The organism is Truepera sp. (genome assembly GCA_032027045.1).
In the GTDB taxonomy this organism is placed as follows: domain Bacteria; phylum Deinococcota; class Deinococci; order Deinococcales; family Trueperaceae; genus JAAYYF01.
The window spans coordinates 1,456,431-1,482,935 of sequence record JAVSMU010000001.1; the positions used below are offsets into that span (position 1 = coordinate 1,456,431).

At 65.4% G+C, this 26,505-nt stretch carries 28 protein-coding genes and 4 tRNA genes; 23 read left to right on the forward strand and 9 right to left on the reverse strand.

Annotated features, from left to right (window positions below):
* Positions 1–43 precede the first annotated feature (43 nt).
* Positions 44–1,153 carry a YbfB/YjiJ family MFS transporter gene (locus tag ROY82_06670; GenBank protein ID MDT3682145.1) on the reverse strand — a complete coding sequence of 370 codons (1,110 nt, stop codon included), beginning with the start codon at positions 1,151–1,153 and terminating at the stop codon, positions 44–46.
* A 111-nt stretch (positions 1,154–1,264) separates the two neighbouring features.
* Between ROY82_06670 and ROY82_06675 the strand changes: the two genes are divergently transcribed.
* The 5 genes from ROY82_06675 (at position 1,265) to ROY82_06695 (ending at position 5,595) form a co-directional block, all read left to right on the forward strand.
* Positions 1,265–2,476, forward strand: a complete 1,212-nt coding sequence (locus ROY82_06675) for a serine protease (GenBank protein MDT3682146.1) — start codon at positions 1,265–1,267, stop codon at positions 2,474–2,476.
* Positions 2,477–2,587: 111 nt separating this feature from the next.
* A tRNA-Arg gene (locus ROY82_06680) sits at positions 2,588–2,664 on the forward strand.
* A 54-nt stretch (positions 2,665–2,718) separates the two neighbouring features.
* Positions 2,719–3,918: an ABC transporter substrate-binding protein gene (locus tag ROY82_06685; protein ID MDT3682147.1), complete on the forward strand. Its 1,200-nt coding sequence runs from the start codon at positions 2,719–2,721 to the stop codon at positions 3,916–3,918.
* Between the two features lie 104 nt (positions 3,919–4,022).
* Positions 4,023–5,135, forward strand: a complete 1,113-nt coding sequence (gene prfA / locus ROY82_06690; GenBank protein ID MDT3682148.1) for a peptide chain release factor 1 — start codon at positions 4,023–4,025, stop codon at positions 5,133–5,135.
* Positions 5,122–5,595, forward strand: a complete 474-nt coding sequence (locus ROY82_06695) for an NUDIX hydrolase (protein MDT3682149.1) — start codon at positions 5,122–5,124, stop codon at positions 5,593–5,595. Before prfA ends, ROY82_06695 begins: the two co-directional genes overlap by 14 nt.
* Before the next feature lie 61 nt (positions 5,596–5,656).
* On the opposite strand, the gene icd is transcribed toward ROY82_06695, so the two are convergent.
* The gene (gene icd, locus ROY82_06700; GenBank protein ID MDT3682150.1) at positions 5,657–6,919 is read right to left on the reverse strand and encodes an NADP-dependent isocitrate dehydrogenase; all 1,263 of its coding nucleotides are present in this window, start codon (positions 6,917–6,919) and stop codon (positions 5,657–5,659) included.
* A 154-nt stretch (positions 6,920–7,073) separates the two neighbouring features.
* Here icd and ROY82_06705 point away from each other — a divergent pair, with 154 nt between their 5' ends.
* Positions 7,074–7,814 carry a DNA-3-methyladenine glycosylase gene (locus ROY82_06705; GenBank protein MDT3682151.1) on the forward strand — a complete coding sequence of 247 codons (741 nt, stop codon included), beginning with the start codon at positions 7,074–7,076 and terminating at the stop codon, positions 7,812–7,814.
* A 64-nt stretch (positions 7,815–7,878) separates the two neighbouring features.
* Here the strand turns inward: ROY82_06705 and ROY82_06710 are convergent, their stop codons facing one another.
* Genes ROY82_06710 through ROY82_06720 form a run of 3 tightly spaced genes read right to left on the reverse strand, consistent with a single transcriptional unit; the run spans position 7,879 to position 10,395 of the window.
* Complete coding sequence (locus tag ROY82_06710) at positions 7,879–8,826, reverse strand: cation diffusion facilitator family transporter (protein MDT3682152.1); 948 nt, start codon at positions 8,824–8,826, stop codon at positions 7,879–7,881.
* A 4-nt stretch (positions 8,827–8,830) separates the two neighbouring features.
* Entirely contained in the window at positions 8,831–9,205 is a 375-nt protein-coding gene (locus ROY82_06715) for a DUF2007 domain-containing protein (protein MDT3682153.1), read from the reverse strand.
* A complete protein-coding gene (locus ROY82_06720; GenBank protein MDT3682154.1) occupies positions 9,202–10,395 on the reverse strand; it encodes a M20/M25/M40 family metallo-hydrolase in 1,194 nt (397 codons plus the stop codon). Before ROY82_06720 ends, ROY82_06715 begins: the two co-directional genes overlap by 4 nt.
* A gap of 61 nt (positions 10,396–10,456) precedes the next feature.
* Here ROY82_06720 and ROY82_06725 point away from each other — a divergent pair, with 61 nt between their 5' ends.
* A complete protein-coding gene (locus ROY82_06725; protein MDT3682155.1) occupies positions 10,457–11,254 on the forward strand; it encodes a hypothetical protein in 798 nt (265 codons plus the stop codon).
* A 116-nt stretch (positions 11,255–11,370) separates the two neighbouring features.
* Here ROY82_06725 and ROY82_06730 read toward each other — a convergent pair whose 3' ends face one another.
* The 3 genes from ROY82_06730 to ROY82_06740 form a co-directional block, all read right to left on the reverse strand.
* A complete protein-coding gene (locus tag ROY82_06730) occupies positions 11,371–11,826 on the reverse strand; it encodes a helix-turn-helix transcriptional regulator (protein MDT3682156.1) in 456 nt (151 codons plus the stop codon).
* Positions 11,823–12,251 carry a hypothetical protein gene (locus ROY82_06735; protein ID MDT3682157.1) on the reverse strand — a complete coding sequence of 143 codons (429 nt, stop codon included), beginning with the start codon at positions 12,249–12,251 and terminating at the stop codon, positions 11,823–11,825. The genes ROY82_06730 and ROY82_06735 overlap by 4 nt, the downstream gene beginning before the upstream one ends.
* A 275-nt stretch (positions 12,252–12,526) precedes the next feature.
* Positions 12,527–12,853 carry an MGMT family protein gene (locus tag ROY82_06740; GenBank protein MDT3682158.1) on the reverse strand — a complete coding sequence of 109 codons (327 nt, stop codon included), beginning with the start codon at positions 12,851–12,853 and terminating at the stop codon, positions 12,527–12,529.
* 63 nt (positions 12,854–12,916) lie between these two features.
* On the opposite strand from ROY82_06740, the gene ROY82_06745 reads away from it, so the two are divergent.
* The 7 genes from ROY82_06745 (at position 12,917) to ROY82_06775 (ending at position 16,190) form a co-directional block, all read left to right on the forward strand.
* Positions 12,917–13,093, forward strand: a complete 177-nt coding sequence (locus ROY82_06745) for a hypothetical protein (GenBank protein ID MDT3682159.1) — start codon at positions 12,917–12,919, stop codon at positions 13,091–13,093.
* Positions 13,094–13,133: 40 nt separating this feature from the next.
* Positions 13,134–14,468 (forward strand): tRNA (N6-isopentenyl adenosine(37)-C2)-methylthiotransferase MiaB, encoded by a 1,335-nt coding sequence (gene miaB / locus ROY82_06750; GenBank protein MDT3682160.1) that lies wholly within the window; start codon positions 13,134–13,136, stop codon positions 14,466–14,468.
* A 7-nt stretch (positions 14,469–14,475) separates the two neighbouring features.
* Positions 14,476–14,943, forward strand: coding sequence for an NUDIX domain-containing protein (locus ROY82_06755; protein ID MDT3682161.1), 468 nt, complete (start codon positions 14,476–14,478; stop codon positions 14,941–14,943).
* A 97-nt stretch (positions 14,944–15,040) separates the two neighbouring features.
* Positions 15,041–15,117: transfer RNA gene (locus tag ROY82_06760), tRNA-Pro, on the forward strand.
* A gap of 62 nt (positions 15,118–15,179) precedes the next feature.
* Positions 15,180–15,255, forward strand: a tRNA-Gly gene (locus ROY82_06765).
* Positions 15,256–15,276: 21 nt separating this feature from the next.
* Positions 15,277–15,352: transfer RNA gene (locus ROY82_06770), tRNA-Arg, on the forward strand.
* 655 nt (positions 15,353–16,007) lie between these two features.
* A complete protein-coding gene (locus ROY82_06775; GenBank protein MDT3682162.1) occupies positions 16,008–16,190 on the forward strand; it encodes a hypothetical protein in 183 nt (60 codons plus the stop codon).
* Between the two features lie 139 nt (positions 16,191–16,329).
* Here ROY82_06775 and ROY82_06780 read toward each other — a convergent pair whose 3' ends face one another.
* Complete coding sequence (locus ROY82_06780; GenBank protein MDT3682163.1) at positions 16,330–17,007, reverse strand: hypothetical protein; 678 nt, start codon at positions 17,005–17,007, stop codon at positions 16,330–16,332.
* Positions 17,008–17,173: 166 nt separating this feature from the next.
* Here ROY82_06780 and ROY82_06785 point away from each other — a divergent pair, with 166 nt between their 5' ends.
* From ROY82_06785 to ROY82_06825, 9 genes are all read left to right on the forward strand, one after another.
* Entirely contained in the window at positions 17,174–17,713 is a 540-nt protein-coding gene (locus tag ROY82_06785; protein ID MDT3682164.1) for a hypothetical protein, read from the forward strand.
* Positions 17,710–18,555: an IclR family transcriptional regulator gene (locus ROY82_06790; protein ID MDT3682165.1), complete on the forward strand. Its 846-nt coding sequence runs from the start codon at positions 17,710–17,712 to the stop codon at positions 18,553–18,555. The genes ROY82_06785 and ROY82_06790 overlap by 4 nt, the downstream gene beginning before the upstream one ends.
* A complete protein-coding gene (locus tag ROY82_06795) occupies positions 18,552–19,730 on the forward strand; it encodes a Xaa-Pro peptidase family protein (protein MDT3682166.1) in 1,179 nt (392 codons plus the stop codon). Before ROY82_06790 ends, ROY82_06795 begins: the two co-directional genes overlap by 4 nt.
* The gene (locus ROY82_06800; protein MDT3682167.1) at positions 19,727–20,845 is read left to right on the forward strand and encodes a sugar kinase; all 1,119 of its coding nucleotides are present in this window, start codon (positions 19,727–19,729) and stop codon (positions 20,843–20,845) included. The genes ROY82_06795 and ROY82_06800 overlap by 4 nt, the downstream gene beginning before the upstream one ends.
* A gap of 111 nt (positions 20,846–20,956) precedes the next feature.
* Positions 20,957–21,955, forward strand: coding sequence for a sugar ABC transporter substrate-binding protein (locus ROY82_06805; GenBank protein MDT3682168.1), 999 nt, complete (start codon positions 20,957–20,959; stop codon positions 21,953–21,955).
* 61 nt (positions 21,956–22,016) lie between these two features.
* Entirely contained in the window at positions 22,017–23,567 is a 1,551-nt protein-coding gene (locus ROY82_06810) for a sugar ABC transporter ATP-binding protein (protein MDT3682169.1), read from the forward strand.
* A complete protein-coding gene (locus tag ROY82_06815; GenBank protein MDT3682170.1) occupies positions 23,564–24,550 on the forward strand; it encodes an ABC transporter permease in 987 nt (328 codons plus the stop codon). Before ROY82_06810 ends, ROY82_06815 begins: the two co-directional genes overlap by 4 nt.
* A complete protein-coding gene (locus tag ROY82_06820; protein ID MDT3682171.1) occupies positions 24,547–25,062 on the forward strand; it encodes a lactoylglutathione lyase family protein in 516 nt (171 codons plus the stop codon). Before ROY82_06815 ends, ROY82_06820 begins: the two co-directional genes overlap by 4 nt.
* A 9-nt stretch (positions 25,063–25,071) precedes the next feature.
* Positions 25,072–26,061, forward strand: coding sequence for a C-terminal binding protein (locus ROY82_06825; protein ID MDT3682172.1), 990 nt, complete (start codon positions 25,072–25,074; stop codon positions 26,059–26,061).
* The last annotated feature ends 444 nt before the right edge of the window (positions 26,062–26,505 follow it).

The window sequence follows — 26,505 nt, forward strand, 5'->3', positions numbered from 1 at the left end:
CGAAGAACGACGGCTAGTTTAGACCGTAAGAGGCGGTTCGCAGTTACGCCCCTCTAGAGGGAGGCCTGTTGATTGCCGCGACGGCGGCCACCACGAGCGCGGCGAACAGCAGCACGCTGCCCGAGTAGAGCGCGACCCTGACCTCGCCGGCAGTACCACCCAACGCCTCGCCGACGGCGCCGGCAAGGGCGGGGCCGACCGCCTGACCGACCGCGAACGCAGCGGTGGACAGCGCCACGGCCCGGGGCCACGCTCCCACCGGCAGGCGCTCGCGGATCAGCTCGGTGATGGCCGTGATGACACCGAGGAACGACAGTCCGAAGAACAGCGCCGATACGAACGGTGCCGCCGCGACCAGCGGCGGGAGGCTGGCGGCGGTCAACACCAGGAGCACGACCACATGGGCAAGCGACCCGTGCAGCCTGGACGTCAACGGTCCCCATAGGGGCCCATTGAGCATGGCGCCGGCCCCCAGAACGACCCAGAAGGGCCCGGTAGCCACGGACAGGTGAGAGGTCACGAAAGTCATGTAGGCGATGTAGCCCGCGCCGTACAGCCCGTAACTGAGCAGCGCGGGCCAGATCGCCACGATGCTCCCTTCCGCGCCGGTCGCGGGCGGTGCCGGCTCCACCAACCGAGGCCAGGCCGCGAGGGCGGCGATGGCGAGAACGAGTCCTAACACCCCCAACCACATCCAGGCCGTGCGCCAATCGCCCGCCAGCGGCAGGACCGCCGTGGAGATCACGATCCCCAGCCCAACGCCACCGAAGTAGAGCCCCAGACCCAGCGCTCTACCCCCGGCGGCCATGATCAACGCCGCGCCGCCCACGAACACGAAGCCGCCCAGGACGCCCTGTGCCAGCCGCAGGGCCGCCATGAGCCAGAAGGGTGGAGCGGTTACCAACAAGAGCAGCGTCAGGCACTGCAGGAACGCCGCCAAGTAGAAGCCCCGCCGGTAGCCGAGCGCCCCAAGGACCCTGTGGCTGACGAAGGCGCCCAGCAGGTACCCGCCGGTGTTGGCGCTGCCGAGGAAGCCCGCCTGCTTCACCCCGAGATCGAGGGCCGAGAGCATGTCCGGGAGCACGAGGGCGTAAGCGAAGCGCCCTACGCCCAACGCGGCCGCCGGTCCGAGGCCGACGAATAGCGCCGTCACGGCGGCCCCAACCACCGAGGTGCCACTTCGAGGTGTTGGCGATGTCACGTCCTAGACGCTATCAGGTCCGGGTAGAATCGTTGGCATATGGTCCTGCTAGGAGGAATCCCGATGCGTTTCATCCGCTCCATGCTCTTCTTGCTGCCGCTTGCCTTCGCCGCCACCGTGACGGCCCAGGCGATGCCGCGCGAGGTCCGGCTCGGGATACTTCAGGCGGTGGTGCAGATCATCCCCTACGACGGCGGAACGGACGACCTCGTGGGCTGGTCGGGCTCCGGCACGATAATCAGCCCGTCGGGCTACGTACTCACCAACTTCCACGTGGCCGGCGACCTCGACACGCGGAGTCACTACGAGTGGCACACGATCTGGGTGACCGACCCCGAGTTCACGGACCAGGCGCCCCAGTTCACTTTCTGGGCCAGGTACGTGGCTGGCGATCCGACTCACGACCTGGCGCTCCTCAAGATCATGGAGTGGAGCGACGAGACGCCCGTTGCGGCTGATTTCGTCTTCCCACACGTTCAGGTGGGCGATTCCAACCAGCTCATCCCCGGTGACGCCATCACCATCGTGGGCTACCCCGGCATCTCGGGCTCGACCATCACCTTCACCGCCGGCGTGATGTCGGGCTGGCTCGGCGAGAACTTCGAGAGCGGCGGCAAACAGTGGATCAAGACCGACGGTAAGATCGCACACGGTAACTCGGGCGGCGGGGCGTTCGACGAGAACGGCTACCTGATCGGCGTCCCAACCGCCGGCAGGACCGTGAAGTACGAAGAGCTCGACGTCGAGGAGCAAGCCTACGTGCGCCCCATCAGCCTCGGCTGGGCCGTCATCGGCCCGAACGTGCCGGACGTTGCACGGGCCACCAGCCGTTCCGGGGTAAGAGCGACTCCTCCTCAACCGTCCGGCACCGACACGCAATCTGGCACCTCGCAGGCCTCCAACGGTCCGGGGAGCAGCGGCGTGGGGCCGTGCGACTTCTGCACCGTGGGTGAGCTCGCCATCGGCAAGGAGACCTCGAGCGTCATCGGCGGCGTGCCCGAGTACGTGAACTTCCACTCCTACACGGTGACGGTGCCCGACGGCACCCCGACACTCACGGTCATGCTCGACTCCGACCACGACCTCGACCTGGCGCTCAAGTACGGCAGCCCCATCGAGACCTGGGCGGACGAGGGCGACTGGGACTATCGCGACATCACCGAAGGACCCGGTGGCGCCTTCACCATCTCACTGCCCACCCCGGGCGTCTGGTACGTGGACGTCATCCAGTTCTACGAGGACCGTCAGACGAAATACGTGCTTTCCGTGCGCTGATAGGCGCCGCCGGCGGCCCACATCACTTGCCCACCACCTGGCACCGACGTATCATCTTGTCGCGTCGTCCATCGTCCGGACCTCGAGGTCCGGGCGCGCGACGCTACTCATGCGCCCGTAGCTCAGCTGGATAGAGCGGGGGACTCCTAAGCCCTAGGCCGCAGGTTCGACTCCTGCCGGGCGCACCACGACTTCAGCTCCCCCGGCACCCAGGCCCGGGGGAGGTCGTAAAGGCCCAGGCGGTGAACCCATTGAGACAGGTCCTACTCCTAGCGGCGCTACTCGTGGCGCTACTCGCGACACCTCATGCCCTCGGCGCCAACGAACTCATCGTTGGCGTCATCACCTCACGCGCTACCGCAGCCGGTGCGGCCCAAACCCTCGTGGCTACCGGCTGGGCTGCTCAGTTGCGCGCCGCGGGCGGCGTGTTCGGCGTCCCCGTGCGCCTGCTGTTGGCCGACGACGGCGGCAGCGTGGACGGTGCGGTGGCGCAGGCCCAGGCACAGGTCGATGCGGGCGCACTGGCCATCGTCTGCTGCACCACGCCCGCGTCCACCAAGTCCGTTGCCGAGCTCGTCGAAGCAGCGGGCGTCACCCTCCTCGCCCCAAGCGCCTGGCTGAACACGTCAGGCAGCGCATATTGGGCGTTCACCCTGACCCCGACCGACACGGACGCCATGGCCGCGATAGTCGCCGACGCCTACCGCCGCGGCCGTACTTCCATCGCCATCATTGCGCCCGACCTGCCCATCACCGAAGCGGCGGCCAGCGACCTCGAGGCGCTTACCCGGCTGGTGGGCATCGCGGTGGTGAGCGACACCCGGTACCCGCAGTCGCAGTCTGAGGTGACCCCCGAGGCGCTGCTGGTGGCCAGCAAGCGCCCGGGCGCCGTAGTCGTCTGGGGCGCCGCCACCGACATCGCGCGCGCTGCCGACGCTCTCGAGCGGCGCGGTTACGAGGGCGACGTCTACGCCCGCGCCGCGACCCTCTACCCGGGCGGTCAACCCCCCACGTGGCGCTCGGTGGCCGACTTACTGTTCCCGGTTCCTCCTGCCGCGGTCGTCCGGCCGGGCAGCGCCACCGCGACCGTACTACCAGGCGAGCGTGAGGGCGGCGCGCTGGGCACGTGCGCGGGCGCCGCAGCGCGCGACGCGGCGAGGATCGAGGCATCCACCGGCAGCACCACGCAGGCGCTGGCGGCCGCTCCGGTGCTAGGCGGTCTCGACCTACTGGAGGCGGCGTTCGAGCAACTCCTCGCACTCCAGATCCCGCAGACCGGCGTGGCCGTCATGAGGCAGGCCCTCCGCGACACCCTGGTGGGGTTGCCCGTTCACTGCAGCGGGGCCGGGGCATTGGACCTGCAGGATGGGAAGATTGGCGCGGTGCTACCGCGGAGTCTGGCGATCGCCAGGGCTACACCGACCGGTCTAGTCGTAAGGTAGTGGACCAACACGATAGAGGACAATCGCATATACTGACCGGTTCATATAGGTCATGAGTGAAGCGTAATCCGCCGCGCAGCGACGCCGAGAGTACACTTGACTCAATGACAGAGAGAATTCAGGCCCTCAAGTACGAGCTCGAGACGCTGGAGCGCAGCCTCTCGGACCCGGGGTTGTTGTCCGACCCCACCGGGTACCGCAAGACCATGCGCCGCTACAGCGAGGTCAAGGAGATCGTCGACGCCGCCGCCACGGTGGAGTCGCTCGAATCGCAGTTGGCCGACTTGCAAGAGCTCCTAAGCGACCCGGAACTCCGGGCAGAAGCCGAGAGCGAGGCGGAGCTGCTGGAGGAGTCCCTGGCGGCTCACCGCAACGAACTCGACGTGCTACTCACCCCCCGCGACCCGTACGACGACAAAGACGTGATCGTCGAGATCAGGGCAGCGGCCGGGGGCGACGAGGCCTCGCTGTTCGCCCGCGAGATGCTCGGCATGTACCTCAAGTACGCGGCCGACCTGGGCTTCAAGACCGAGCTCCTCGACTCACACCCCACGGAGGTGGGCGGTCTCACCAAGGTGTCGTTCGGCGTGACCGGCAGCGGGGCGTACAGGGCCTTCAAGTTCGAGTCGGGCGTGCACCGCGTGCAGCGCGTGCCGACCACCGAGTCCCAAGGACGCATCCACACGAGCACCGTCACCGTTGCCGTGCTGCCCGAAGCGGACGACGTGGACGTGCACCTCTCCCCCAACGATTACCGCGTCGACGTCTACCGCTCCAGCGGCCCCGGCGGCCAGTCGGTCAACACGACGGACTCGGCGGTGCGCATCACCTACCACCCTGGCGAGAGCGACGAGATCCTGGTCACCTGCCAAGACGGCAAGTCGCAGATCAAGAACAAGGAACGCGCCCTCACGGTGCTGCGGGCGCGGCTGCTCGAACGCGAGCGCCAGCGGGCCATGAGCGAGGCCAGAGAGGCGCGGCTAGTGCAGATCGGCACGGGTGACCGCTCGGAGCGCATCCGCACCTACAACTTCCCGCAGTCGCGCGTGACCGACCACCGCATAGACTTCACGACGCACGACCTCAGCGGCGTGCTGGGTGGCAGCCTGGAAGAGCTCACGGCGGCGCTGCAGGCCGAGGAGCAGACGAGGGCGTCACTCGAAGCCGCCAAGGCCGGCGGCGACGCCTTCGCCGACCGGATCAGTGGCGCGGCGTGAGTTCGTCGTTGCCGCGGCCATACTGCTCGACCCTATGGGTCGAGTACTACTCGTAGGCAACGACTGGCAGGGGCACGGGCGCGTGCGCTACACGCTTCCAGGGGGCGTGGTGGAGCGGGGCGAGTCGACGCTCGACGCCCTGGGCCGCGAGGTGTTGGAAGAGACCGGGCTCGAGGTCACGGCCGTCAAGCACCTGGCTTACGCCGTACACGTGGAGGACCGCCGCCGCAACGACCGCGCCGTGTCGTTCGCCTTCGTGGCGGAGTACAAGGGACTGCTCAACCCACGCGACCCCGACGGCTTCATCGTGGAGGCGCGCTTCTTCCCCGTGGAGGAAGTGGCGACCATCGTCCCCATAGCGCCGTTGCGGGACCCGCTCGTCACCTACCTCCGCGAGAGGGTGCCAGGCAAGTTCTACGCGTACGGCGGTTGGGACGGCCGCACAGCCCGGGTGGTCTGAGCCCGGGTCACCTGAACGCAGGCCGTCCGAGCCCGAGCCGGCTTGGGGGCGGGCCGCCGGTTCACATGTTCTCTACGAGCGCCTCACCGAACTCGCTGCACTTGAGCAGCGTCGCGCCCTCCATGAGGCGGTGGAAGTCGTACGTCACGCGCTTCTGGCCGATGGTCTTGCTTACCGAGTGGAGCACCATGTCGGCGGCCTCGGCCCACCCCATGTGCCTGAGCATCATCTCGCCCGACAGGATGAGTGACGACGGGTTCACCTTGTCCTGGCCCGCGTACTTGGGCGCGGTGCCGTGGGTCGCCTCGAACACGGCGTGGCCGGTGTCGTAGTTGATGTTCGCGCCCGGGGCAATCCCGATGCCCCCCACTTGCGCGGCCAGGGCGTCCGACAGGTAGTCGCCGTTCAAGTTGAGGGTGGCTATGACGCCGTACTCGCTCGCGCGCGTCAATACCTGTTGCAACATGGCGTCGGCGATCATGTCGTTGACGACGATGTCCTTGCCGCTGATGGGGTTCTTGAACGTGCGCCAGGGGCCGCCATCGAGCAGTTGCGCTCCGAACTCGCGATCGGCGAGCTCGTAGCCCCAGTCGCGGAACGCACCCTCGGTGAACTTCATGATGTTGCCCTTGTGCACGAGGGTGACGGAGGGCTTGTCGTTGTGGATGGCGTACTCGAAGGCCGCCCGCACGAGGCGCTCCGTGCCCTCGCGCGAGACGGGCTTGATGCCGATCCCACTGCTTCCGGGGAAGCGGATCTTGGCGAACGACTTGGGGAACTCGCGCTCGAACACTGCGAGGAACCGCTTGGCCTCCTCGGAGCCTTCTTGGAACTCGATGCCGGCGTAGATGTCCTCCGTGTTCTCACGGAAGATGATCATGTCTACGTCCTCGGGGCGCTTGACGGGGCTCGGTACTCCGGTGAAGTACTGTACGGGCCGCACGCAGGCGTAGAGGTCGAGCAGTTGGCGGATGGCGACGTTGATGCTTCGGATGCCACCGCCCACTGGCGTGGTGAGCGGGCCCTTGATGCCGATGAGGTACTCGCGGATGGCGTCGACGGTCTCGTCGGGCAACCAAACCTGCTCGCCGTAGACCTCGTTGGCCTTGTCGCCGGCGTATACCTCCATCCAGGCGATCCTGCGCTTGCCGCCGTACGCCTTGTCGACGGCCGCGTCGAGAACGCGTTGCGAGGCGCGCCAGATGTCGGGGCCGGTGCCGTCGCCCTCGATGTAGGCGACGATCGGGCGGTTCGAGACGTGTAGCTCGCCGTCTTGCAGCACGATGCGGTCCCCGTCTGGGACCTTGATGTGACGGTAACTCATGCTCTCCTCTTTCATGGATCCGTGGTCTTGGTGTGGTGCCGAGTTCGGGCGGTCGCACGCTATGTTGCGTGCCGCCGAGTTCGCTCGAGCGTACCACGGCCCCCTAGCCGGGCCGCGACCGGCGAACGGCGGAGGGGGCGTTAGATTGCTGGGGATGCACACACCAGGCAACCCACCGCCGGTCGGGCATGAGTTGGGCCCGCCGCTGCCTCGAGCGTTCTATGACCGCCCGGCCGACACGGTGGCGCGCGCGCTGCTAGGGGCGTTCATGGTGGTGCGCGGCGACGCGCATGAAGAGTCTGGCGGGCGCGCCGAGCGTACCGGACACGCAGGGCGTACCGGACACGCAGAGCGCATGGGGCACACCGAGCGTGACGGACACGCCGAGCGCATGAGGCACGTCGAGCGCATCGGGCGCATCGTTGAAGTCGAGGCCTACCTCGGCGAGGACGACCTCGCCTGCCACGCCTCGCGCGGCCTTACCCCGCGGACGCGGACACTCTACGGCCCGCCGGGAACGGCCTATGTCTACCTCGTGTACGGCGTTCATGAGCTGTTCAACGTGGTGTGTCAGCCGCGGGGCGTGCCACACGCGGTCCTGGTCAGGGGGGTGGAGCTATTCGACGACGGGCAGGTGCTGGACGCCTCGGAGGGCGCCGGTCCGGGCAAGCTCACCCGTGCACTCGGCATAGGCCGCCGGCACGATGGCGCTTCGCTCCTGGCGCCGCCCATCACCCTGCATGCCGGCCCGGCGCCCAGGCGCACCGAAGTGACGGCGCGGGTCGGAGTGGCCTACGCGCAAGCGTGGGCCGCCGCCCCGCTGCGTTTCCTCGATCCCGACAGCAACGCGGTCTCACGGCCGCCGCGCGGTCGCGTGGGTCTAGGAGCCTCGTAGCCGACGGGTTCCCTGACTCAAACGTCCACAGTTCGGGCTCGATCTGGCTGAGGCACGCCCCAGCTCAGGCGCCCCGGCCCTCATCGAATTCGTCCTTCGGGGAGACGGCCTTGTCCCGCAACCCCTCTACGTAGGGCTCGACGTGGAAGGTCGTCACCAGGTCTTCGAGGTCGGCGTGGATGGCCTTCTCCAGGCGCCCGACCAGCGCGTGAGCATCCTCGACCGTCATCTTGGGCGCTACGAACACGTCAACCTCTGCGAAGCGCGCCCTGCCGGACGTGCGGGTCCGCAGGCGGTGGAAGCCCAGTACCTCGGGCGCGGCCTCCAGCACGTCCAGGATGAGGGCCTCCTCGGCTTCGGGCAGGCGCTCGTCGAGCAGCCGCGACAGTGACCGCCTCATCACGTTGACGCCCACGAACACGATGTTGGCCGCCACCGCCAGACCGATCAAGGGGTCGAGGGCGTGCCAGCCGGTGACGCCGACGAGGAGGACCCCGAGGACGACCCCTAGCGACGTGTAGACGTCCGTTAGGACGTGCCTGGCGTTCGCGTTGAGGGCGGCGGAGTTCTCGCGCCGCGCCACCCCGAAGATGTATAGGGCGAGTAGGCCGTTGGCCACGGCGGCAACCAGCGAGACCGCCACGCCCACGCCCACGTTGGTGAGGGCGGAGGGGTGCAGCAGCCGCTGCCAGGCGTTCCAGGCGATGGCGCCCGCCGCGACGATGATGAGGGCGGCCTCGAGCACGCTCGAGAAGTACTCCGCCTTGAAGTGGCCGTAAGGGTGGCGGTAGTCGGGTGGTGCCTCCGACACGGCCAGCGCGATGAGCAACACGGCGGCCGCCACCAGGTTCACCAGTGACTCCGCCGCGTCGGAGAGGAAACCGATCGAGTCGGTCACCAGGTAGGCCGCGAACTTGAGCACCAGGACTATGGCGGCGCCCCCTAGGCTCACCCAGGCGGCGCGGTTACGGCGGCGGTCGCTGGCCGACCTGGCGGGGCCGGCCTGGTGGATTACCTTACTCGTCGTCCGCCCCGTCTTCCAACGCCAGGTCGTCCTCGCTCTCGCCTGGGTCGAACCCTTCCGGCACCTCCCCCGCGGCCATGCGCTCGAGCAACTCGTCCAACTCGTCGCCCTCGTAGTCGGTCACCGTCTCGGCGATGAGGGTCATCGCCCGCTCGGCATCGGCCTCGGGCACCAGGACGAAGCTAGCGCCGACGCTGGTGGAACCCAGGTGGGAGAAGACGTCGCTGAGCATGGCGGCGCCACGGACCATGGACACCAGGCCCTCGTCCTCCAAGATGGCGGCGACCATCTCGGCGAGTGGCGCGGCGGGCGCGACGTCCACGATGGTCCAAGGGTCGCCGTTGATGGTCACGGTCGTGCCTTTCATGCTGTTCCTTTCAGCCCTAGGGCCCCGCCCCCGCGGCCGACGCCAACGCTCTCGAGCGGGGTCAAGTAGGCGGTCGCGAACTCGCGGTAGGCGTCACGCGCCGCGTGCAGGTCGGCTACCTCGATGCTCTCGTTGTTGGTGTGGGCCAGCTCCTCCTCGCCCGGGCCGAACCCCACGACCGGGGCTCCGCGCTGCGCCAGGTGGGGCGCGTCGGTGCAGAACCACCAGACGCCCTCCGCGAGCGTGCGCCCGTGGCGGGCGAGGGCGCGTGTGAACGCCGCTCGCGCCGTAGCGACCACGGGCAGGCCGGCGTCCACCAGGTAGGCGGGCGCCGTGCGCAGAGAGGCTTGACCGTTCCCACGCTGGGGGTCCTGGGCTACGCTCACCGAGATGCGTTCGTCCTCGGCAATGCTTCTCAACCGCGCCACCAGCGCCGCAGCGCTCTCGTCGGGCAGCGAACGGTAGTCGACCGTCAGCCGCGCTTCACCCGGAACCACGTTCGAGGAATCGGATGGCAAGCTCGTGAGGCGGGTTGGCGTTGCGCTCGAGCCGCCGAAGACCGGGTCGCTCGGGAGCTCGAGGTCCTCTAGCGCCACCAGGTAGCGCCCGGCATGAGTCAGTGCGTTCTCCCCGAGTGACGCCTTGGCTGCGTGCGCGATGGCGCCCGGGAAGACGACCTCGACCACGGTGCAGCCGCGGTGCCCGAGCATGAGCCTGAGTTTCGACGGCTCGCCCAGGACGACGGCGTCGTAGTCGAGGGTGGCGCCCAGGTGCCGCGCTCCGAGCCCGCCAACCTCCTCTTGCACCACGCCGCTGACGATCAGGGTGCCGCGGAAGCCGGACGCCGCCGCGTCGGCCGCCGCGAAGACCATGCTCGCGAGGGCGCCTTTCATGTCGCAGGCACCACGGCCCCACAACCGCCCACCCTCGACCACGCCGCTCAGGGGCGGGTGGGGCCAGCGTTCCTCGGCGCCGAGCGGCACCGTGTCGAGATGCCCGCAGAGCATCAGCGTCGGGCCGTCACCTCGCCTGAACACGCCGATGGCGTTCCCGACCTCGTCCACTCGGGCCTCGTCGAAGCCATGATCGTAGAAGGCGTCCATGAGGACGCGGGTGGCGGGCCCCTCTCGGCCCGATGGGCTGTGGGCACGGATCAGCGCTGCAGCAAGGTCGACCAACGGGTCGTTCACGACGCCATCTTACGAAAAGATTCGCATCGCTCCGGCCGGCCTCGGATTTATGCTGGTTCGGATGTCCGACGTGGCCACCCCGAGCGTAGGCTGGACCTGCCCAGCCTGTGGGCAGGTCAACCTGGCCGGCGTCACTTGCGACGCGTGCGGCGTTGCCCGCCGCATCACCGACGACCCGCCCCTCGACCTCCCCTACCGCCCGCGTCTAACGCGGCTGCCGGCGTTCTGGCTCGGGCTCATGTGGAGTGCGGTAACGCTCCTAGGGTTGATCCTGTGGCTCTCGCCACTCGCGCGAAACGCCATCGGGAACTTCTTCCTCCTCGCCCAGATAGTCGGGGCCGGTGGCGCGGCCGTGTCCTCCATCTTCACCGCCTTGTGGCAGCGGATCTTCAACGAGGTCGAGTTGGTGGTGCCGCAGCAGGTGCGCACCGGTGAGATGCTCGAGGCCGAGGTCCGCCTCGTGCCCTACGAGACCGTCGGCAACGTCTTCGTGAAGGTGGCGCTCTCCGACCGTTACTACCAGAGGACGAGGGAGGGGTTCGAGATGGAGCGCCGCGAACTCGAACACGACGTCCTCCTGAGCAACGCCAGGCTACGGGGCCGCAGGCTGACGAGCGTGACGGCGAAGTTCATAGCGCCCTTTCCCGACACCCCTCACGAGAGCCTGCAAGCCAACATACTGGCCGACGTCCTCGGCCTGCTGTCGTTCGCCGTCCCCGCGCTGGCCTGGCAGGCCAAGAACTTGCGCGAGCACGGCGGGTACTTCGTCGAGGCACGGGTCAGGGTGGGCCTGCTGAGCCGCAGGTATCACAAGCGGGTCTTCGCTTACTATGTGGGCGATGCCCTGCACTTCGGGTAGCGGGCTCTTGAGCAGCGGTTGGCTTGAGAACCGCGGATTATGCGGCGGCTGTCGCGGGAGGGGGCTTACTCGAGGGTTTCGACCTGGCGGTTCTGGCCCTGCGTTTTCGCACTGGCTTATCGCACGCTGGTTACTTCGCGCTGATCGCGCGTCACCTCCTCGATTCGCATGCTGAAGTTGGCGCCAAGGGCTTGGAGGATGCGCTGCGCTTTTTCGGTGCTGACATTGTGGTATTCGTTGCGCTCGTCCTTCGAGACTTGCGCTTCGCTCACTTGCAAGAAGTCAGCGAGTTGCTTTTGCGTCCACCCCCGGTAGATGCGTAAACCGATCAACCAACGGCCGATTCCACTCAGGTTGCTGAGCGAATCGAATTGGCCGCGCCGCATGCGCTCGTACGCTTCGACCTCTTCGACGAGCTGCGCGTGAAAAGAGAGCGCCGGTTGCATAGCGCGAATGATTTCGTCTTCGCTCAAGTTCGCCTGTCCCAATGCGGTTCTGAGTTGCTCAAGGTAGTCCTTGTCGCCTCCTAGGCGTTCTTTGGCGCGCGTGTATTCAGCTTCCGTCCTGATCATGGCTTCTGGTCCTCCTTATCTGGGTCACGGTCTGCTTTGGACGCCCTCACGATTCTGACGATGCCTTTGGCTTCGTTCGTGTCTCTCCTGACTCGGAAGGCGGCGGGGAACTGAAGGGCATTACCGTTCTGGTCACGAAGAGCGATCAAACCCGGGAAGTGAGGGTAGAGCGCATTAAGGCCATCTTGTAATTGGCCGGAGGCGTAGTACTTCAGGTCGACATGAAAGTAGCCGTCTATGTCGTTCGGGTGCGCTTTTGCCTCCACGAAGGAGCCGTCGAGGAAGATCTGCTCGATGCCCACCTCCCACAACTGCCTGACCATCCGTTCGGCCTGGTCGATGAGGTACATGCGCCATGGCCCATCGAGCGTGACCTCTCGTGTGCCGCGCACGAGGACGGACTCTCGAAGCTGTTCGAACGTCACCTCGTAATCCCCAGGCGGGAGAACTCCACTGGGAGTGAAACCGGGAATCGACACCCGTTCTTAACCTCCAAGTGTAGTCTAGCAACTCTAAACCTACGTGTCTACCATCACGGCGCCTCGTTTGAACACGCCGCGATCGCCCTCTCCTACATGCTCATAGCGCATTGCACGCTTGCTTTTGACCCGCCCGCAGAGCCCAGTAAATGCGGGCCATCATTTTGCAAGTGGAACAAAGGCTCAGATGCTGATCGAAGCACCTGCATTATGCGGACGGTCTACTTGAGGCCGGGCACCTCGCCCAACCAGCGATAGCGCTTGAGGTCGACGCGGTCGTTTACCACTTCCACGCCCTCCGAGCGCAGCAGCGCCACTTGCAACTCGCCGCTGCCCACCTTGTAAGTAGAGATGCCGCCGGAAGCGTTGATGACGCGTTGCCACGGCACGTCGCCATCGGCGTCACGCAGCCCGTAGAGCACCGTCCCGACCTGCCTGGCGTTGTTGGGCTTCCCAGCCAGCAGCGCCACCTCGCCGTAGGTAGTCACCTTGCCCGTGGGCACGGCGCGGACCACCCGTAGGACGGCTTCACGGAAGTCGGCGGCCATGCCCGATGGTACTACCGCCGCGCGGCTCGCGCCGCTTCCGTTATCCTTGGCGCGGAGGTCCGGGTGCTCGAGACGACGGTCAAGGTGGCCAGTTACCTCTTCCTGCTAGCCGTGCTGCTCATCTTCAGCAGCGCAGTCCCGGCGGTCAGGAAGTGGTTCCCACGGGGGTTCATGCTGGGTTCCCTGCTAGCGCTCGGCAGTCTGCTCCTCGTACTGACCGGGGCACTGGTCTTCCGCTAGGAGCGAGAACGCGAGGGAGGCGGCAGGGTTGCGAGCGCACGTGATCACCTTCGGGTGCCAGATGAACGAGTACGACACGCACACCATCCAGTCGGAGCTGGTGGCCGGCGGGCACGAGTTGGTGACGCACCCCGCCGACGCCGACCTGCTGCTTCTCAACACTTGCGCGGTGCGCGGCAAGCCGGTGGAGAAGGTGGTGAGCGTCCTAGGCGACCTGCGCCGGCAACGCTCGGAGGGCCGAGACGTGACGGTGGGGCTCATGGGCTGCCTCGCCCAGCTCGAGGAGGGCCGCGAGATAGCCACCAAGTTCGGCGTCGACCTCCTGGTGGGTCCGGGGGCCATCACCGACCTGCTCGCCGCACTCGAAGAGCACGTTTCGATGCGCGGCGGCGAGAGGGAGATGGTGCAGCGCCTCGGCTTCGAACCGGAACTCCACGACCTGCTCCCGCCCCCACCCACCGGCCTGGCCGGGTTCTTGACCATCATGCGTGGCTGCAACCACCACTGCACCTACTGCATCGTGCCCGACACGCGCGGGCCCGAGGTCTCACGCTCGCTGACGAGCGTCCTGGCCGAGGCGAAGGCCATGCGCGCCGCCGGCGTGGAGGAGGTGACGCTCCTCGGCCAGAACGTCAACTCCTACGGCCTGGACGACCCGGCGAAGCCCAGCTTCCCCGAGCTGTTGCGCCTGGTGGCCGACGTCGGCTTCCCGCGGGTCAAGTTCGTTACCAGCCACCCGATGAACTTCACCAGCGACCTGATCGACGTGATAGCGGGGCACCCGAACGTCTGCAACTACATCCACTTGCCCATGCAGTCGGGCTCTGACCGCGTGCTCAGGCGCATGGCGCGCGAGTACCGGATCGAGCGTTACCTCGACATCGTCAGGGAGATCCGCGCCAAGGTGGCCAACGTCGTCATCTCGACCGACGTCATCGTCGGCTTCCCGGGTGAAACCGAGGACGATTTCGACGCCACGCTGCAGGCCTGCGAGGTGGCGAGCTTCGAGCAGGCGTACATGTTCCTCTACTCCCCCAGGCCGGGCACCCCCAGCTACAAGCACTTCACCGACATGCCGCGCGAGGTGAAGGTCGAGCGCCTCCAGCGGCTCATCGAGCGGCAGAAGGCCCGGAGCCTGCAGGCCAACGAGGCCCTGGTGGGCACGAGGCTACGAGTGCTGGTCAAGGACCTGGGCCGCGACTCGCGCTACGCCGTGGGGCACTCCGATCAGAACCACACGGTGCTGGTGCCGGCCGAGAGCGTCACGAGCATGGGGCTGGCGGAGGTAGCGGTGACGAGCGCCACCCCGCACGCCCTCTATGGCGAGGTCGTGGGTGCGAGGTCACAGGGCATAGAACTCGTGATGGCCTCGTGAAGCTCACTTGAGTGCCGGTACCGGGGCTGAAAGCCCATCCGCCCTGACCCGCGACCTGGCGGTGAGCGTCTTCGTCGTCTGGCGCGATCGTGTGCTGCTACACAAGCACCGGAAGCTCGGGCTGTGGTTGCCGCCCGGCGGGCACGTCGAACGCAACGAGGTGCCCGACGACGCTGCCGTGCGCGAGGTGCTGGAGGAGACGGGCGTAGCCGTCAGGCTCATCGGACGACCGCCAATAGACGCGCCCGGCCCACGGCAGCTCACGCGCCCACGCGGGGTTCAACTCGAGGACATCGGCCCGGGGCACCAGCACGTGGACCTCGTCTACCTGGCGCGGCCAACGGAACCCTACGATGGCCTGCTCCGGACGGGCGAGGAGGGGCTGGGTTGGTACGACCTGACCGGCGCCACGGCGCTCGGCCTCACGGCTGAGATGAGCGCCTGGGTGAGCCTCGCGCTGAGCGAAGTTGACTGAGGGGGCGGCGCAAGGGCGCTCGTAGCGCGGGGCGGGCGCTACCGGGTATACTCCGTCCGCTGCCGGCCGTGATTACGGCTGCCGGTACCGCCGTTGTCGGGGCGTAGCGCAGTCTGGTAGCGCACCTGGTTTGGGACCAGGGGGTCGCTGGTTCGAATCCGGCCGCCCCGACCACCGTTCGCCCACCGCGAGGCCTCTCGCGCAGCGCGACGGGCACGGGCGTAGTCCGACGCCGAGCGGGAGTAGCTCAGTTGGTAGAGCGACAGCCTTCCAAGCTGTAAGTCGCGGGTTCGAATCCCGTCTCCCGCTCCACTTCATACGCCGGGGTAGCGCGCACCAGTAGCTCAGGGGATAGAGCAGCCGCCTTCTAAGCGGTAGGCCGAGGGTTCGAATCCTTCCTGGTGCACCAATTCCCTGGAGGACAGAGTTCCTGCCGCATGCTATCGGCTTGCGGACAGTTGCCTTGGATGCTAGGTGGGTACCGCGGTGGCCTAGTTGGCTATGCGGGGGCCTTGCACTCCTACCGGGATAAAGCACCTTATCGAGGCGCTCCGCACCTTCTTCTCGGCAGGTAGGCAGGACATTGGCCATAAGCGTCAAGGGTGATAGCCGCGTTCGCGTGCCCTATACGCTCGCCAACTCCTTTGGGGTTTATGCCCATAGCCATTAGCAGCGTCGCGCGAGCATTGCACAGATCGGGGAGCCTAATAGAGCTGTCCAGCCCAGCGCACTTCAACACAGGCTTGAATGAGTCCTTCGGCCGGTCGTCGCCCACACGCCTTCAATATTGGGATGTGGCACGGCGCCTCTCCAGTGGTGAGCTGCACCATGGCGCGCAGCCGCTGTCATTCGGTTAGTTCCGGGCGTGGAGAGGAACGGGTTCAGCTGAGTTGGCCCGCACCCACCTCAGACGGCGCCACGCCGCAGGAGACCGTGGACGCTGGTAAACTGGGCCCGTGTCTGAACTAGTGCGGCAAATCATCTCCCGCGACCACTCATGAGCAATTGCCTAGAGTCTCAAGGCGAGAGCCAAGCCGTCAGCCAATCACATTTGCGTTCGCATAATGGGCTTGCCGCTGGAGGAAATCTTCATCGCGCATCGAATCATCGCGGGGTTGTTGTCGGACGAGCTCGAGGAGCCCGTGTATCTATTGGATCGGGTTCCGGTGGCGGCGCCTGCAGGTTGCATCGTGCCGCTGTGTGACCTGCACCGTGAGGCGATGTGGGAGTTTGGCGAGGATAGTTAGGCCGCCTGTATGAGTCCGGGTTGTGATGGGACGGCTCTTGGTTAGAGAGTGGAGGTTCCAAATCCTGCGGGGATAGGAACCTCCGACATGAGATTACAGGATTAGCGACATCGGCAAGTGTCACCGGTACCGCACGCGCTCATATCCGTCCGAACCGGGTAAGCAACTCTTCGACTGTCGCTCCTTCGAGGATTGCCTTCCGCGCAGCCTCTTCCGCGTCGGCCTGCTCTCTGGCGCGCGGGTAGACCGCTGCCCAATCCTGCTGGGGCACGACCGTTACACCGATCTCATCGGCGACGACTAGATCTCCCGGATTAACGATGATTCCACCGCAAACGACCGGCACGTTGATCCGAATCGGCTCACGGCGCCCAGAGTACGCGGTGTGCGCCGCACGTGGGCTGACGTGGCGTGAGGCAATCGGGAAGTCGAGGAGCTTCGACTCGTCGGTGTCTCGGACAGAGCCATCTACGACTGCGCCCACGACGCCCGCAGCCCACGCCAGGCCGGACATGAGTCCGCCCCAGATCGAAGTACTTGACTCCCCAAACGCGTCGATTACCACTACCTGGCCCGGCTCAGCGATTTCAAAGATGTCCAGGCAGTCAACAATGTCGCCAGGCGTCAGCTTCACCGTGAGCGCATGGCCAATGAACGGCTTGTTCACGCTCCGGAACTTGATGTCAGGGTGCATCACATTTTCACGTTCCTGAGCGTCGGTCATCACGCACGAAATGCTCAGCACGCCCTTAAGCGCAACCAACTTCCCAAGCAGTTCGCGATCGACGCGGGCGTTCGGTTCAATCATCTTGGTCATGCTCGACTCCTTCTGGGGCCAGTTCAACGGATGCCCACGCCTGCTCATTGACAGGCACCGACCATTATGCTACTTTTTATCTACCAAAAGTAGTTTTCATTACGTGAAAATGTGTTGTGCAGAATCCCAGCGTCGATTGATCAGCGCGGGCAGCACCTAGGGAATCATGACCGACGCAACAACTCACCACCGCTCGTCGATTCGCGCCGAAAGCGTTGTCGGTGCGTCTGACGCGGACGGCGTGCTCGCTACAAGCTCGGGGTTCATGCTTGCACGCCGCCTCAGCCAGCTGACCGTCGAGACTGCGCTCGCTCTCCGGGCTCCCAAGTTGCCTGGAGCATTCACGCTCTCGGAAGGCGGCTTTGGGCGGAGTGCGGGAGCGAGGCGGACGGAGGTGGTCCAGCTGGATCTCAATGGGACTGGGGGTCTGAAGCCGCTGAAGGTGCCGTTTGAGCGAAATCCTCTCGCCGAGGCCGGCCAGGTTGACGCGGTTGGTGAGGCTGCATCCCTTGCCGCAATTGCGGACGAGTTGAGCGCCGGGAGCGGCCTGGTGCCCAGCTCGACTCACTGCAGCCGCGGTATGCTCGAGATCGCAAAGGCAGTTGAGGAACTCCACCGAGCAGTCGATTACGCTCCGCGCCTAACACGAGGCACGGCGGGAGTCGACAGCAGTGACCCGTCGACGGCCCCCGGGGTCACCCCATGAGCGCCACGCCTCACGGATCCGACGGTCGCTATAACATCCGCGTCCTGGACAGGGCGTTCCGCATGCTCGAGCTGCTTGCCGAGGGCACCGAGCTCACCCTCACCGAGATCAGCCAGGCGATCGGCCTCAATACGAGCACAACGTTCCGAATGGTCGCGTCGCTGGAGTTTCACCGCTACTTGTCGCGTAACGAGGAGAGCGGCAAGTACACGCTTGGCCTCGCCTGCCTTGAGTTAGCGAAGTCGTTCCAGGCGGCAAACGCCCTCTCTCGGCTAGCCGCGCCTGACCTCGAAGCCCTGCGCGACGACGTACGCGAGACCGTACATCTGGCCGTGCTCGACGGATCGGATGTGGTGTATCTGCAGAAACTGCCGGGCCTCCACGCAATCGGGTTCATGGAGTCTAGCGTCGGCGGGCGCCTCCCCGCTTACTGCACTGGGCTCGGCAAGGCGCTCCTTGCTTATGCCGACCCGGATTACGTGCGTGGCCTAGTCGAGAGAGGGCATGGCGCCCTCGAGCGCTTCACTCCGAACACCATTACCGACGTCGATGAGCTCATGGACCAACTGATGACCATCCGCGAGCGGGGGTTTGCATTTGACTCGGGGGAGCACGAGCCCGACGTCCGCTGCGTCGCTGTTCCCGTCTTTGGCAGGAACGGTGGAATTCAGGCTGCGATCAGCGTAACTGGACCCGCCAACCGAATGGAACCACTCGAAGAGAACTGGGCCGTGATTCACGCGGCACTAGCCACCGCAGCCAAGGTCTCAATGAAGTTGGGTTTCGTTTCGAGCAACCCCCAACGCACCGCCAGTGGAGCGCCGGAGGAGGTGCGCCCGTGACCGACCCCTTCACACGGATCCGCCGGCTCCAGGCGAGCATGCGTCACCACGGTCTGGACGCGATAGTCTGCCGCCTGCCCGAGAACGTCGTCTTCCTCAGCGAGCATTGGCCGATTCACGGAGTGTCCATCGCGGTGCTCGAGCAGGAGGGACGCGCGCACCTGCTGATCCCGGAGATCGAGACTGCCTATGCGAACCCCGACTGGGCCGACGTCGAGGTGTTCGGCTGGTCGCTCGTGAAGGACCGTGACTTGTACGAGGAGGTACGCGAGCGCCTGTCGCGCATCCGTGACGAGCGTGGCCTCTCCTCCGCTTGCATAGGAGTCGAGCAATCTTTTGAGGTGGTGGGGTCCAGCTACCGCGCTGCTGAGCCTATCGTGCCGGCCGCGCCGTGGAACGCTGCGTTGACCGAGGTCTTTCCCTCCGCCACACTCGTGGACTGCAGGCCTGCCGTTATCGACGCTCGCAAGGTCAAAAGTACGTACGAACTCGCCAAGCTGCGCAACGCCAACCGCATTGCCGAGATCGGCATGCAGCGATTCCTAGCTGAGCTGGAGCCGGGAATGACCGAAATCGAGCTCGGCGCCATGATTGAACACGCGATCCGCGCCGAAGGACCCGGCCACGACGGCGCGCGTCTGGTACGCGCGTCAGCCGAGGTATCCGCTGGGCCCCACAACTCCGCCAGAGCAGTCCTGCTCGTGCCCTCAACGGCGTATCGGATTCGGGAGGGGGACCTCGTCATGGTTGAACTCGGTGTTGTCGTCGATGGCTACTGGGCCGACCTGACTTACATGGCGATTGCCGGACGGGAGCCGAGCGCCGAACAACGAGGACTCCACAACACCGTGCTCCGGGCACAGCAGGAAGCTGCCGACCAGATGCGACCGGGCCGCCCATGGTCGGCGCCTGACGAGGCGGCTCGCCGCGTCTTCAAGGACGCTGGTCTGCTCGACCACTTTCCACACATTACCGGGCACGGGATTGGCTTTCGCTACCACGAGTCCGAGCCGCTTCTGGCCCCCGGCGCAGACCAACCACTCGAGGAAGGCATGGTCAGCAGCGTAGAGCCCGGCGTTTACCGTTTCGGCTCCGGCGGGATCCGGATCGAAGACATCGTGGCGGTCGGCGCCCAAGGACCGGAATTCCTGTCTACGCCGCGGGAGCCCTGGTGACGACGCCCACGAACCCGGTGACGCCGCAGATCGTCGCGCTGGGCGAGGTCATGATCCGTGACACACCGCGCGACCTGCAGCGGCTCGAAAGCACCCGCGAGGTCTTCGTGTCCCCGTCGGGGAGCGAGTACACCGTCGCGCTGCTCGCCCGACGCCTGGGTGTCCCCAGTGCCTATGTCACCCGCCTACCGGACAACCCGTACGGCTGGATGATTCGCGACATCGCCCGGGCTCACGATGTCGACGTCTCGGGCTTCGTCTGGGCGCCGGCCTGGGAGCCGATCGGCCGCTACCTCTACGAGCTCGGTCGCGAGCCCCGCCCAAGTTACGGCTGGTACCAGCGTGCCGGCTCGGCCGCTGCGCGGCTCGGGCCGGGCGAGGTCGCCTGGAAGGAATTACTGTCGAGCGCGCGAATCCTGCACACCTCTGGGATTACGTTCGGCCTTGCGTCGCACGCCGGACTGGCCAATAATCCGCTTCTCGCTGCGTTCGAGGAGGCCGTTTCGGCACGCCCAGAGGGGTGCGCGGTCGGACTCGACTTCAATTATAGATCGACGCTGTGGAGTAAGGAGGAGTGCCGCGGCGTCCTTGAGGGTGTGCTTGTGGACCACACGGACATCCTGATGACGTCCCCATATGACATGGCGCAGCACTTTGCCATCGGTTTTGCCACCAAGGCGCCCGAAGACGTGCTTGAACAAGGGCTCACAGCGCCGGAGGACGACGAGTTACACGACTTCTGCTTGCGCGTCCTAGAGCGTTTCGACTTGGACACCGTCGCGGTTACGCTCCGGCAACCCCGGTCTTTCACCGAGCACCTGTGGGAGTCTTGCGCCATGCGTGCGGACGGCAGCTTTGCCCGCTCGAAGACGCCTCGACCGATCCGAGTGTTGGACCGGCTGGGGGGTGGCGACGCGTGGACAGCTGGCTTCTACGCGAGCCTTCTGCAGGGTGACGGTGGTGAGGGTGCGCTCGAAAGCGCAATCGCTTTCGCTGATGCCTCGACGCGTCTCGCTCAGACACTAATGTTCGATCTGGCCGTGCTGCGAGCGGAAGACGTCCGCGCACTCCTCGACGCCGACGAGGCCGGCTATGCGCAGGGCACCATCCGTTGAGCCGCGAAAGGAGGCCCCTTGGAAGCACAGACCCTAGCCGTCCAAAGCTCGACTCAGCTTGCGTCCGTTAGCCCCGTCAACCCGCTGCAATTGCGCTGAAAGGATGTACCAATGAAGAGAATTTCACTCGTACTCAACGTCATGCTCATCCTGGGCTTCGTCATGGCCCAGTCGTACATGCCCCCCGGTAATGCACTCCCACCGGTGCCCCTGGCCGAAGGTGCCCAGGCCACATGCCAAGGCCTGGCTCCAGGAGACAGCATCCGTATCGCCTACATGCCCCCGGCCACCGAGTTCAATTACTACATGGACATCGGGAAGGGCATCAAGGCGCTGGCGGCGGAGCGCGGCGTCGATACCTTCATGTTGGCGCCGCAGAGCGGCTCTGATATCGCCGGGCAGATGGGGATGATTCAAGACGCTATTACGCAGGGCGTTGACGCGATCATTCTCTCCACGCACGACGAGAACGCCGCCGCCCCTCTCGTGCAGCGCGCCGTCGAACAAGGCATCGCAATCATTATCGTGAACTCCGACATCGCCGACTTCCCAACCCCTGTGCACGGCGTCGTCGGCTACTCACAACGCGGCGGAACTTTCGAAGAGGGCCAGTACCTGATAGGCCTTGTCGACGGCAAGGCGAAGGTCGGCGTGCTCGAAGGCCTGCCCGGCTACCACTCTACTGAGCGTATCGGTGGCTTCCTCGATGCGTTCGCCGAACAGCCCGGCATGGAGATCGTCACGTCACTGCCTACCGAGTGGAACGTCGAGACCGGCAACAAAGCGATGATGGACCTCCTGCAGGCACACCCTGAAGTCACGATGGTCGTGACGGCTAACGACTACATCGCGCTCGGAGCCGCTGCGGCCGCTCAGGCGCTCGGCCGCAGCGATGTGATCATCGCGGGCAACGACGGTGACCCAGCAGGCCTAGAGGCCATCGCACAGGGCCGCATCACATCGACCGTCAACACCCAACCGGTTGAGATGGGCAAGGTCGCGCTACAGGTTGCCATAGACTGCCTCAACGGCGTGTACCCCGGCGGCTGGACCGAAACGCCTTCAGTGATTGTCGACAAGTCGAACGTCAGCGAATACCTTGGACAGTAGTCCACGCACTTACGACGGTAGGACGCCAGTTGGCGTCCTACCCCATCACGCCGGAGGCCGGATGACGGAATCTGGAGCCTACCCCCCCCTGTGGCGCCTGGACGGAGTCAGCAAGCGGTTCTATTCGGTGCGCGCTCTTACCGGCATCGACGTGGTGTTCCCTAGGGGTGAGGTGCACGCCCTCGTCGGTGAAAACGGCAGCGGCAAATCCACGCTCGTCAAGTGCCTGGCCGGCGTCCATCGGCTGGACGAGGGCGCCCTCTATCACGACGGATCCCACGTGACCCTTGGCCACCCGCTTGACGCCCGGGCCCACGGGGTGGCGACCATTTTCCAAGAGTTCTCGCTCGTGCCGACCCTCAGCGTGGCCGAGAACGTATTCTTGGGCCGGCAACCGGTAATGCACGGCCCGTGGGTTGACTGGGACCGCATGCGCGAAGAGACGAGCCGCGCGCTAGGCGAGCTAGGCTCCACCACCGATCCAGACACGATTGTCGGACATCTCTCTGTGGCTGATCAGCAACTCGTCGAGATTGCAAAAGCCATCTCCCTAAACTCCACTCTCCTGATCCTCGATGAGCCCACCGCCGCCTTGGGATATCAGGAGACGGAACGGCTTCTCGGGCTCGTCCGCGATTTGGCGCGCCAAGGTAAGGCGATCCTTTACATTTCGCACCGGCTCGACGAGGTTTTCCGTGTAGCGGACCGCATCACCGTCCTCAAGGACGGTAGGTTGGTGGCCACCAAGCCGATTCAGGACGTCGACATGAACTCCGTCGTACACATGATGGTCGGCCGCGACATCGAGCAACATTATCCGAAGCAGTCCTCTAAGACCAACCGCGTCCGCCTGGCCATCCGTGCCCTGACGACTGAGCGGGGTGTGGACGGGGTGAGTTTCGATGTGTGCGCGGGTGAGGTATTCGGGTTGGGCGGCATGGTGGGCGCAGGTCGCACCGAGATCGCCCGCGCCCTCTTCGGACTCGACCGCGTCGCATCGGGCAGCATTGAACTCGACGGTACACCGGTTTCCATCGGCAATCCCGACGAGGCGATCGCGGCCGGAATCGGGCTGGTTCCCGAGAACCGCAAAGCTGATGGACTCTTCTTCAACTTCGACGGGCCCCGCAACATCACGACGTCCAAGTGGTCGCGCATCATGCGCGGGTTGGTCTTCGACCTGGCGCGCGAGCGAGAGGTCGGGCGAAGCTACGTCGACTCGCTCAAGATCACTCCCACCGCCATGAGCACCTCCGTGCGCTTCCTCTCCGGAGGAAACCAGCAGAAGGTGGTAATCGCCCGCTGGCTCTATTCCGAGGCAAAGGTGCTGATCCTTGACGAGCCCACCCAGGGCATCGACGTCGGGGCCAAGCTCGACGTTTACGGCGTGATCAACGACCTTGCCGCGCAGGGCGTGGCTATAATCCTAATCAGCTCGGATTACCCCGAACTCCTCGCGATGAGCGACCGGATTGCCGTCATCCGTAATGGCACCGTGGTGACCATCTTGCCTGCCGACGAGATGACCGAGCACCGTCTCATCGCTATCGCCTCGGGCGCCGAAGTACCTCCCGAGCCGCCCCACCCCGCCAACCGAAGGGCCACCGCATGAGGCAGCGGCTGCTTAGCTCCAACGTGATTGGTCCCTTCGCAGCGCTAATTCTTGTCGTGATCGTGGTGAGCCTGACGACGGACCGGTTCTTATTACCGCAGAACCTGTCGAACGTCACTCTCCAAGTTAGCAGCGTGGCCTTCGCAGCAATCGGAGCAACGCTGGTAATCCTCGCCGGTGGCATCGACTTGAGCCCCGGGGCCGTACTCGCGCTCTCTAGCTGCACGTTGGCGATTCTGGTCAAGACATTGGGCTGGCCGATCGAGGTGGCGATTCCCGTCACGCTCATGCTGGGTGCGTTGCTAGGGCTGATTAATGGCCTGCTGAGCACTTACCTCCGCATCCCATCCTTTGTGGCGACCCTCGCGACTCTCACGATCTATCGCGGCCTGGCCTTCTTGATCACCGGCGGAACTCCCATCTTTTCTATCTCGCCCAAGCTGCGCCCCCTCTTCTACTGGTCGTTTCTGGGCATCCCGCTGCCCGTTTACTACGTGGTCGTGGCGTTCGGCCTCACCGCTCTATTCCTTCGGTACACCGTGCCTGGCCGCGCCATTTACGCTGTGGGCGGCAATGAATCGGCCGCCCGCTTCACTGGAATCAAGGTGAACCGGACGCGCATGCTCACCTTTGTGATTGCCGGCCTGACGGCGGCCGCGGCGGGCGTCCTTACCACCGCGCGCCTGGACTCCGGGTCGCCAAACTACGGCGTCGGCCTGGAGTTGCAGGCGATCGCTGCTGCAGTAATCGGTGGCGCAAGCCTGGCCGGGGGCTACGGCAGCATCATCGCCACGCTCTTTGGGGCCCTGATCGTCGCCGTGGTCCAAAACGGCCTAAACCTCAACGCTGTCCAGGCATCCTGGCAGCAGATTACGCTCGGCACGATCATCGTTCTTGCGGTCGGCCTGGACATGTGGCGCAAGGATCTCGGTGCAGCGCTCCGCCGGCTGTTTCGCCGGCCCGGGCAGAAAGGATCAACATGAGCAAGCCATATCCCCGCGCGTTCTCGCATATCGGCCTCTCGGTCAGCGACATCGACCGTTCGTATAAGTTCTACACAGAGGTCCTCGGGTTCTACACCATCATGCCCCCAACCGAAGTCGAGCAGGACGACAGCGCAATCGGAATAATGTGCGACCGCGTGTTCGGTGCAGGCTGGGGGCGGTTCAAGATTGCTCACCTGTCAACCGCCGATAAGGTTGGAATTGAGCTCTTCGAGTTCCCGGACAACTACCCTCCCCAGAACAACCTCGAGTATCGCAAGCTCGGCATATTCCACTTCTGCATCCAGGATCCAGACATCGAAACGCTGGCCAAGAAGATCGTGGACGCAGGCGGCAAGCAGCGTATGCCGATAAGCGAGTACTATCCCGGCAAGAAGCCGTATCGAATGGTCTACTGCGAAGACCCGGATGGCAACCTCCTCGAGCTGTATTCACACAGCTATGAACTTACCTACTCCCCCGGCGCCTACCAGCATCAGCTCGACGAGTAAGGAGGAGCCGTGACCGTTCGCCGCGCCAGGATCGTCATCAGCGACTACGACTATGGCGACGTGGAAGTGGAGCGCGCGATTATCGAGGGTGCCGGACACGAGCTGGTTGCCCTCCAGTGCCGTACCGATGAGGAGCTCGCCAGAGAAGCTGCGGGCGCTGTAGGCATCCTCTGCCAATACTGCCGCGTCGGCGCGAAGACAATCCAAGCGATCGACTCGCTGCGGCACATCGCCCGCTACGGCGTCGGCGTGGACATCGTGGACGTGGCCGCGGCTGCCGAGCGCGGCGTCCTCGTGACCAACGTCCCGCACGACTACTGTCTAGACGAAGTCGCCGATCACGCCATGGCGCTGATGCTCGCTCTGACCCGCAAGCTCCGTGTTTACGATCGCGCCGTCCAGGACGGAGTCTGGCACTGGCAAAGTGGCCGCCCGCTATACCGGCTTCGCGGCAGCGTGATGGGCATATTGTCGCTGGGCAACATCGGTCGCGCAATCGCCGCCCGCGCTCAGGCGTTCGGGTTTGAGGTGATTGCCCACGACCCCTACGTGAATGACGGCGTGTTCAATGAGACTGGCGTCGAGCGCGTGTCGTTCGACGCGCTCCTCCGGCGCTCGGACGTCCTGATGAACCAAGTACCGCTCACCAAAGAAACGCGAGGACTGATCGGTGTCGACGAGCTGAGATCCATGAAGCCGACCGCCTACCTCGTCAACACTGGCCGCGGGCCCACCGTCGACAACCAGGCCCTCCGCGAGGCGCTCGACGATGGGCGGCTCGCAGGCGCGGCGCTGGACGACCTAGAGGAGGAGCCAGCCAAGCGGCGCGACTGGACGCCGACCGAGAGTCCCCTAGTCGGACATCCCAAGGTTATCGTCACGCCACATGTGGCGTACTACTCGGAGGCGTCCATCGAAACAGCCCGGAGCTTCGCGAGCGAGGAGATCGTGCGCGTCCTCGCGGGCAAGCCGCCGCGGACGCCTGTGAACCCGAAGTAGGTCTGGCCGGCGAAGCATGCCGGACGTCACTATCAATATCGTCGGCCACTCGACAAGCTGGGCCCCTCGCGCACTTAGATGCACCTCGCGGAACTGTGCGAACTCGACTGGTGCCGTGATCGATGGTGGCGGTTCCCACGCGCTAGGATCTCTCAGCACAGCGCCGCCTCCGCCTCGACCGCCAGGAAGCGGCGCGGTTTGCAGAGGACCAGCAGGTTGACTTCGGCCGAAAGAATCCAGCTTCCCCAAGCTTTGGACGAAGCGGGTGAGGACGTAGTCGAGCAACGGAACGCTGCTGTACGGTCGCCAGTATGCGGGCACCCGAGATCGACCGCAATCAGGGTGCGGCGCACAGACACAATCGACCATCGCGAGGTGGGGCACTATGAGCGCCAAATAGGAGTCGCACGTGGCCTTGCCGCTACGGCGGTGGTAGTCCAGCTA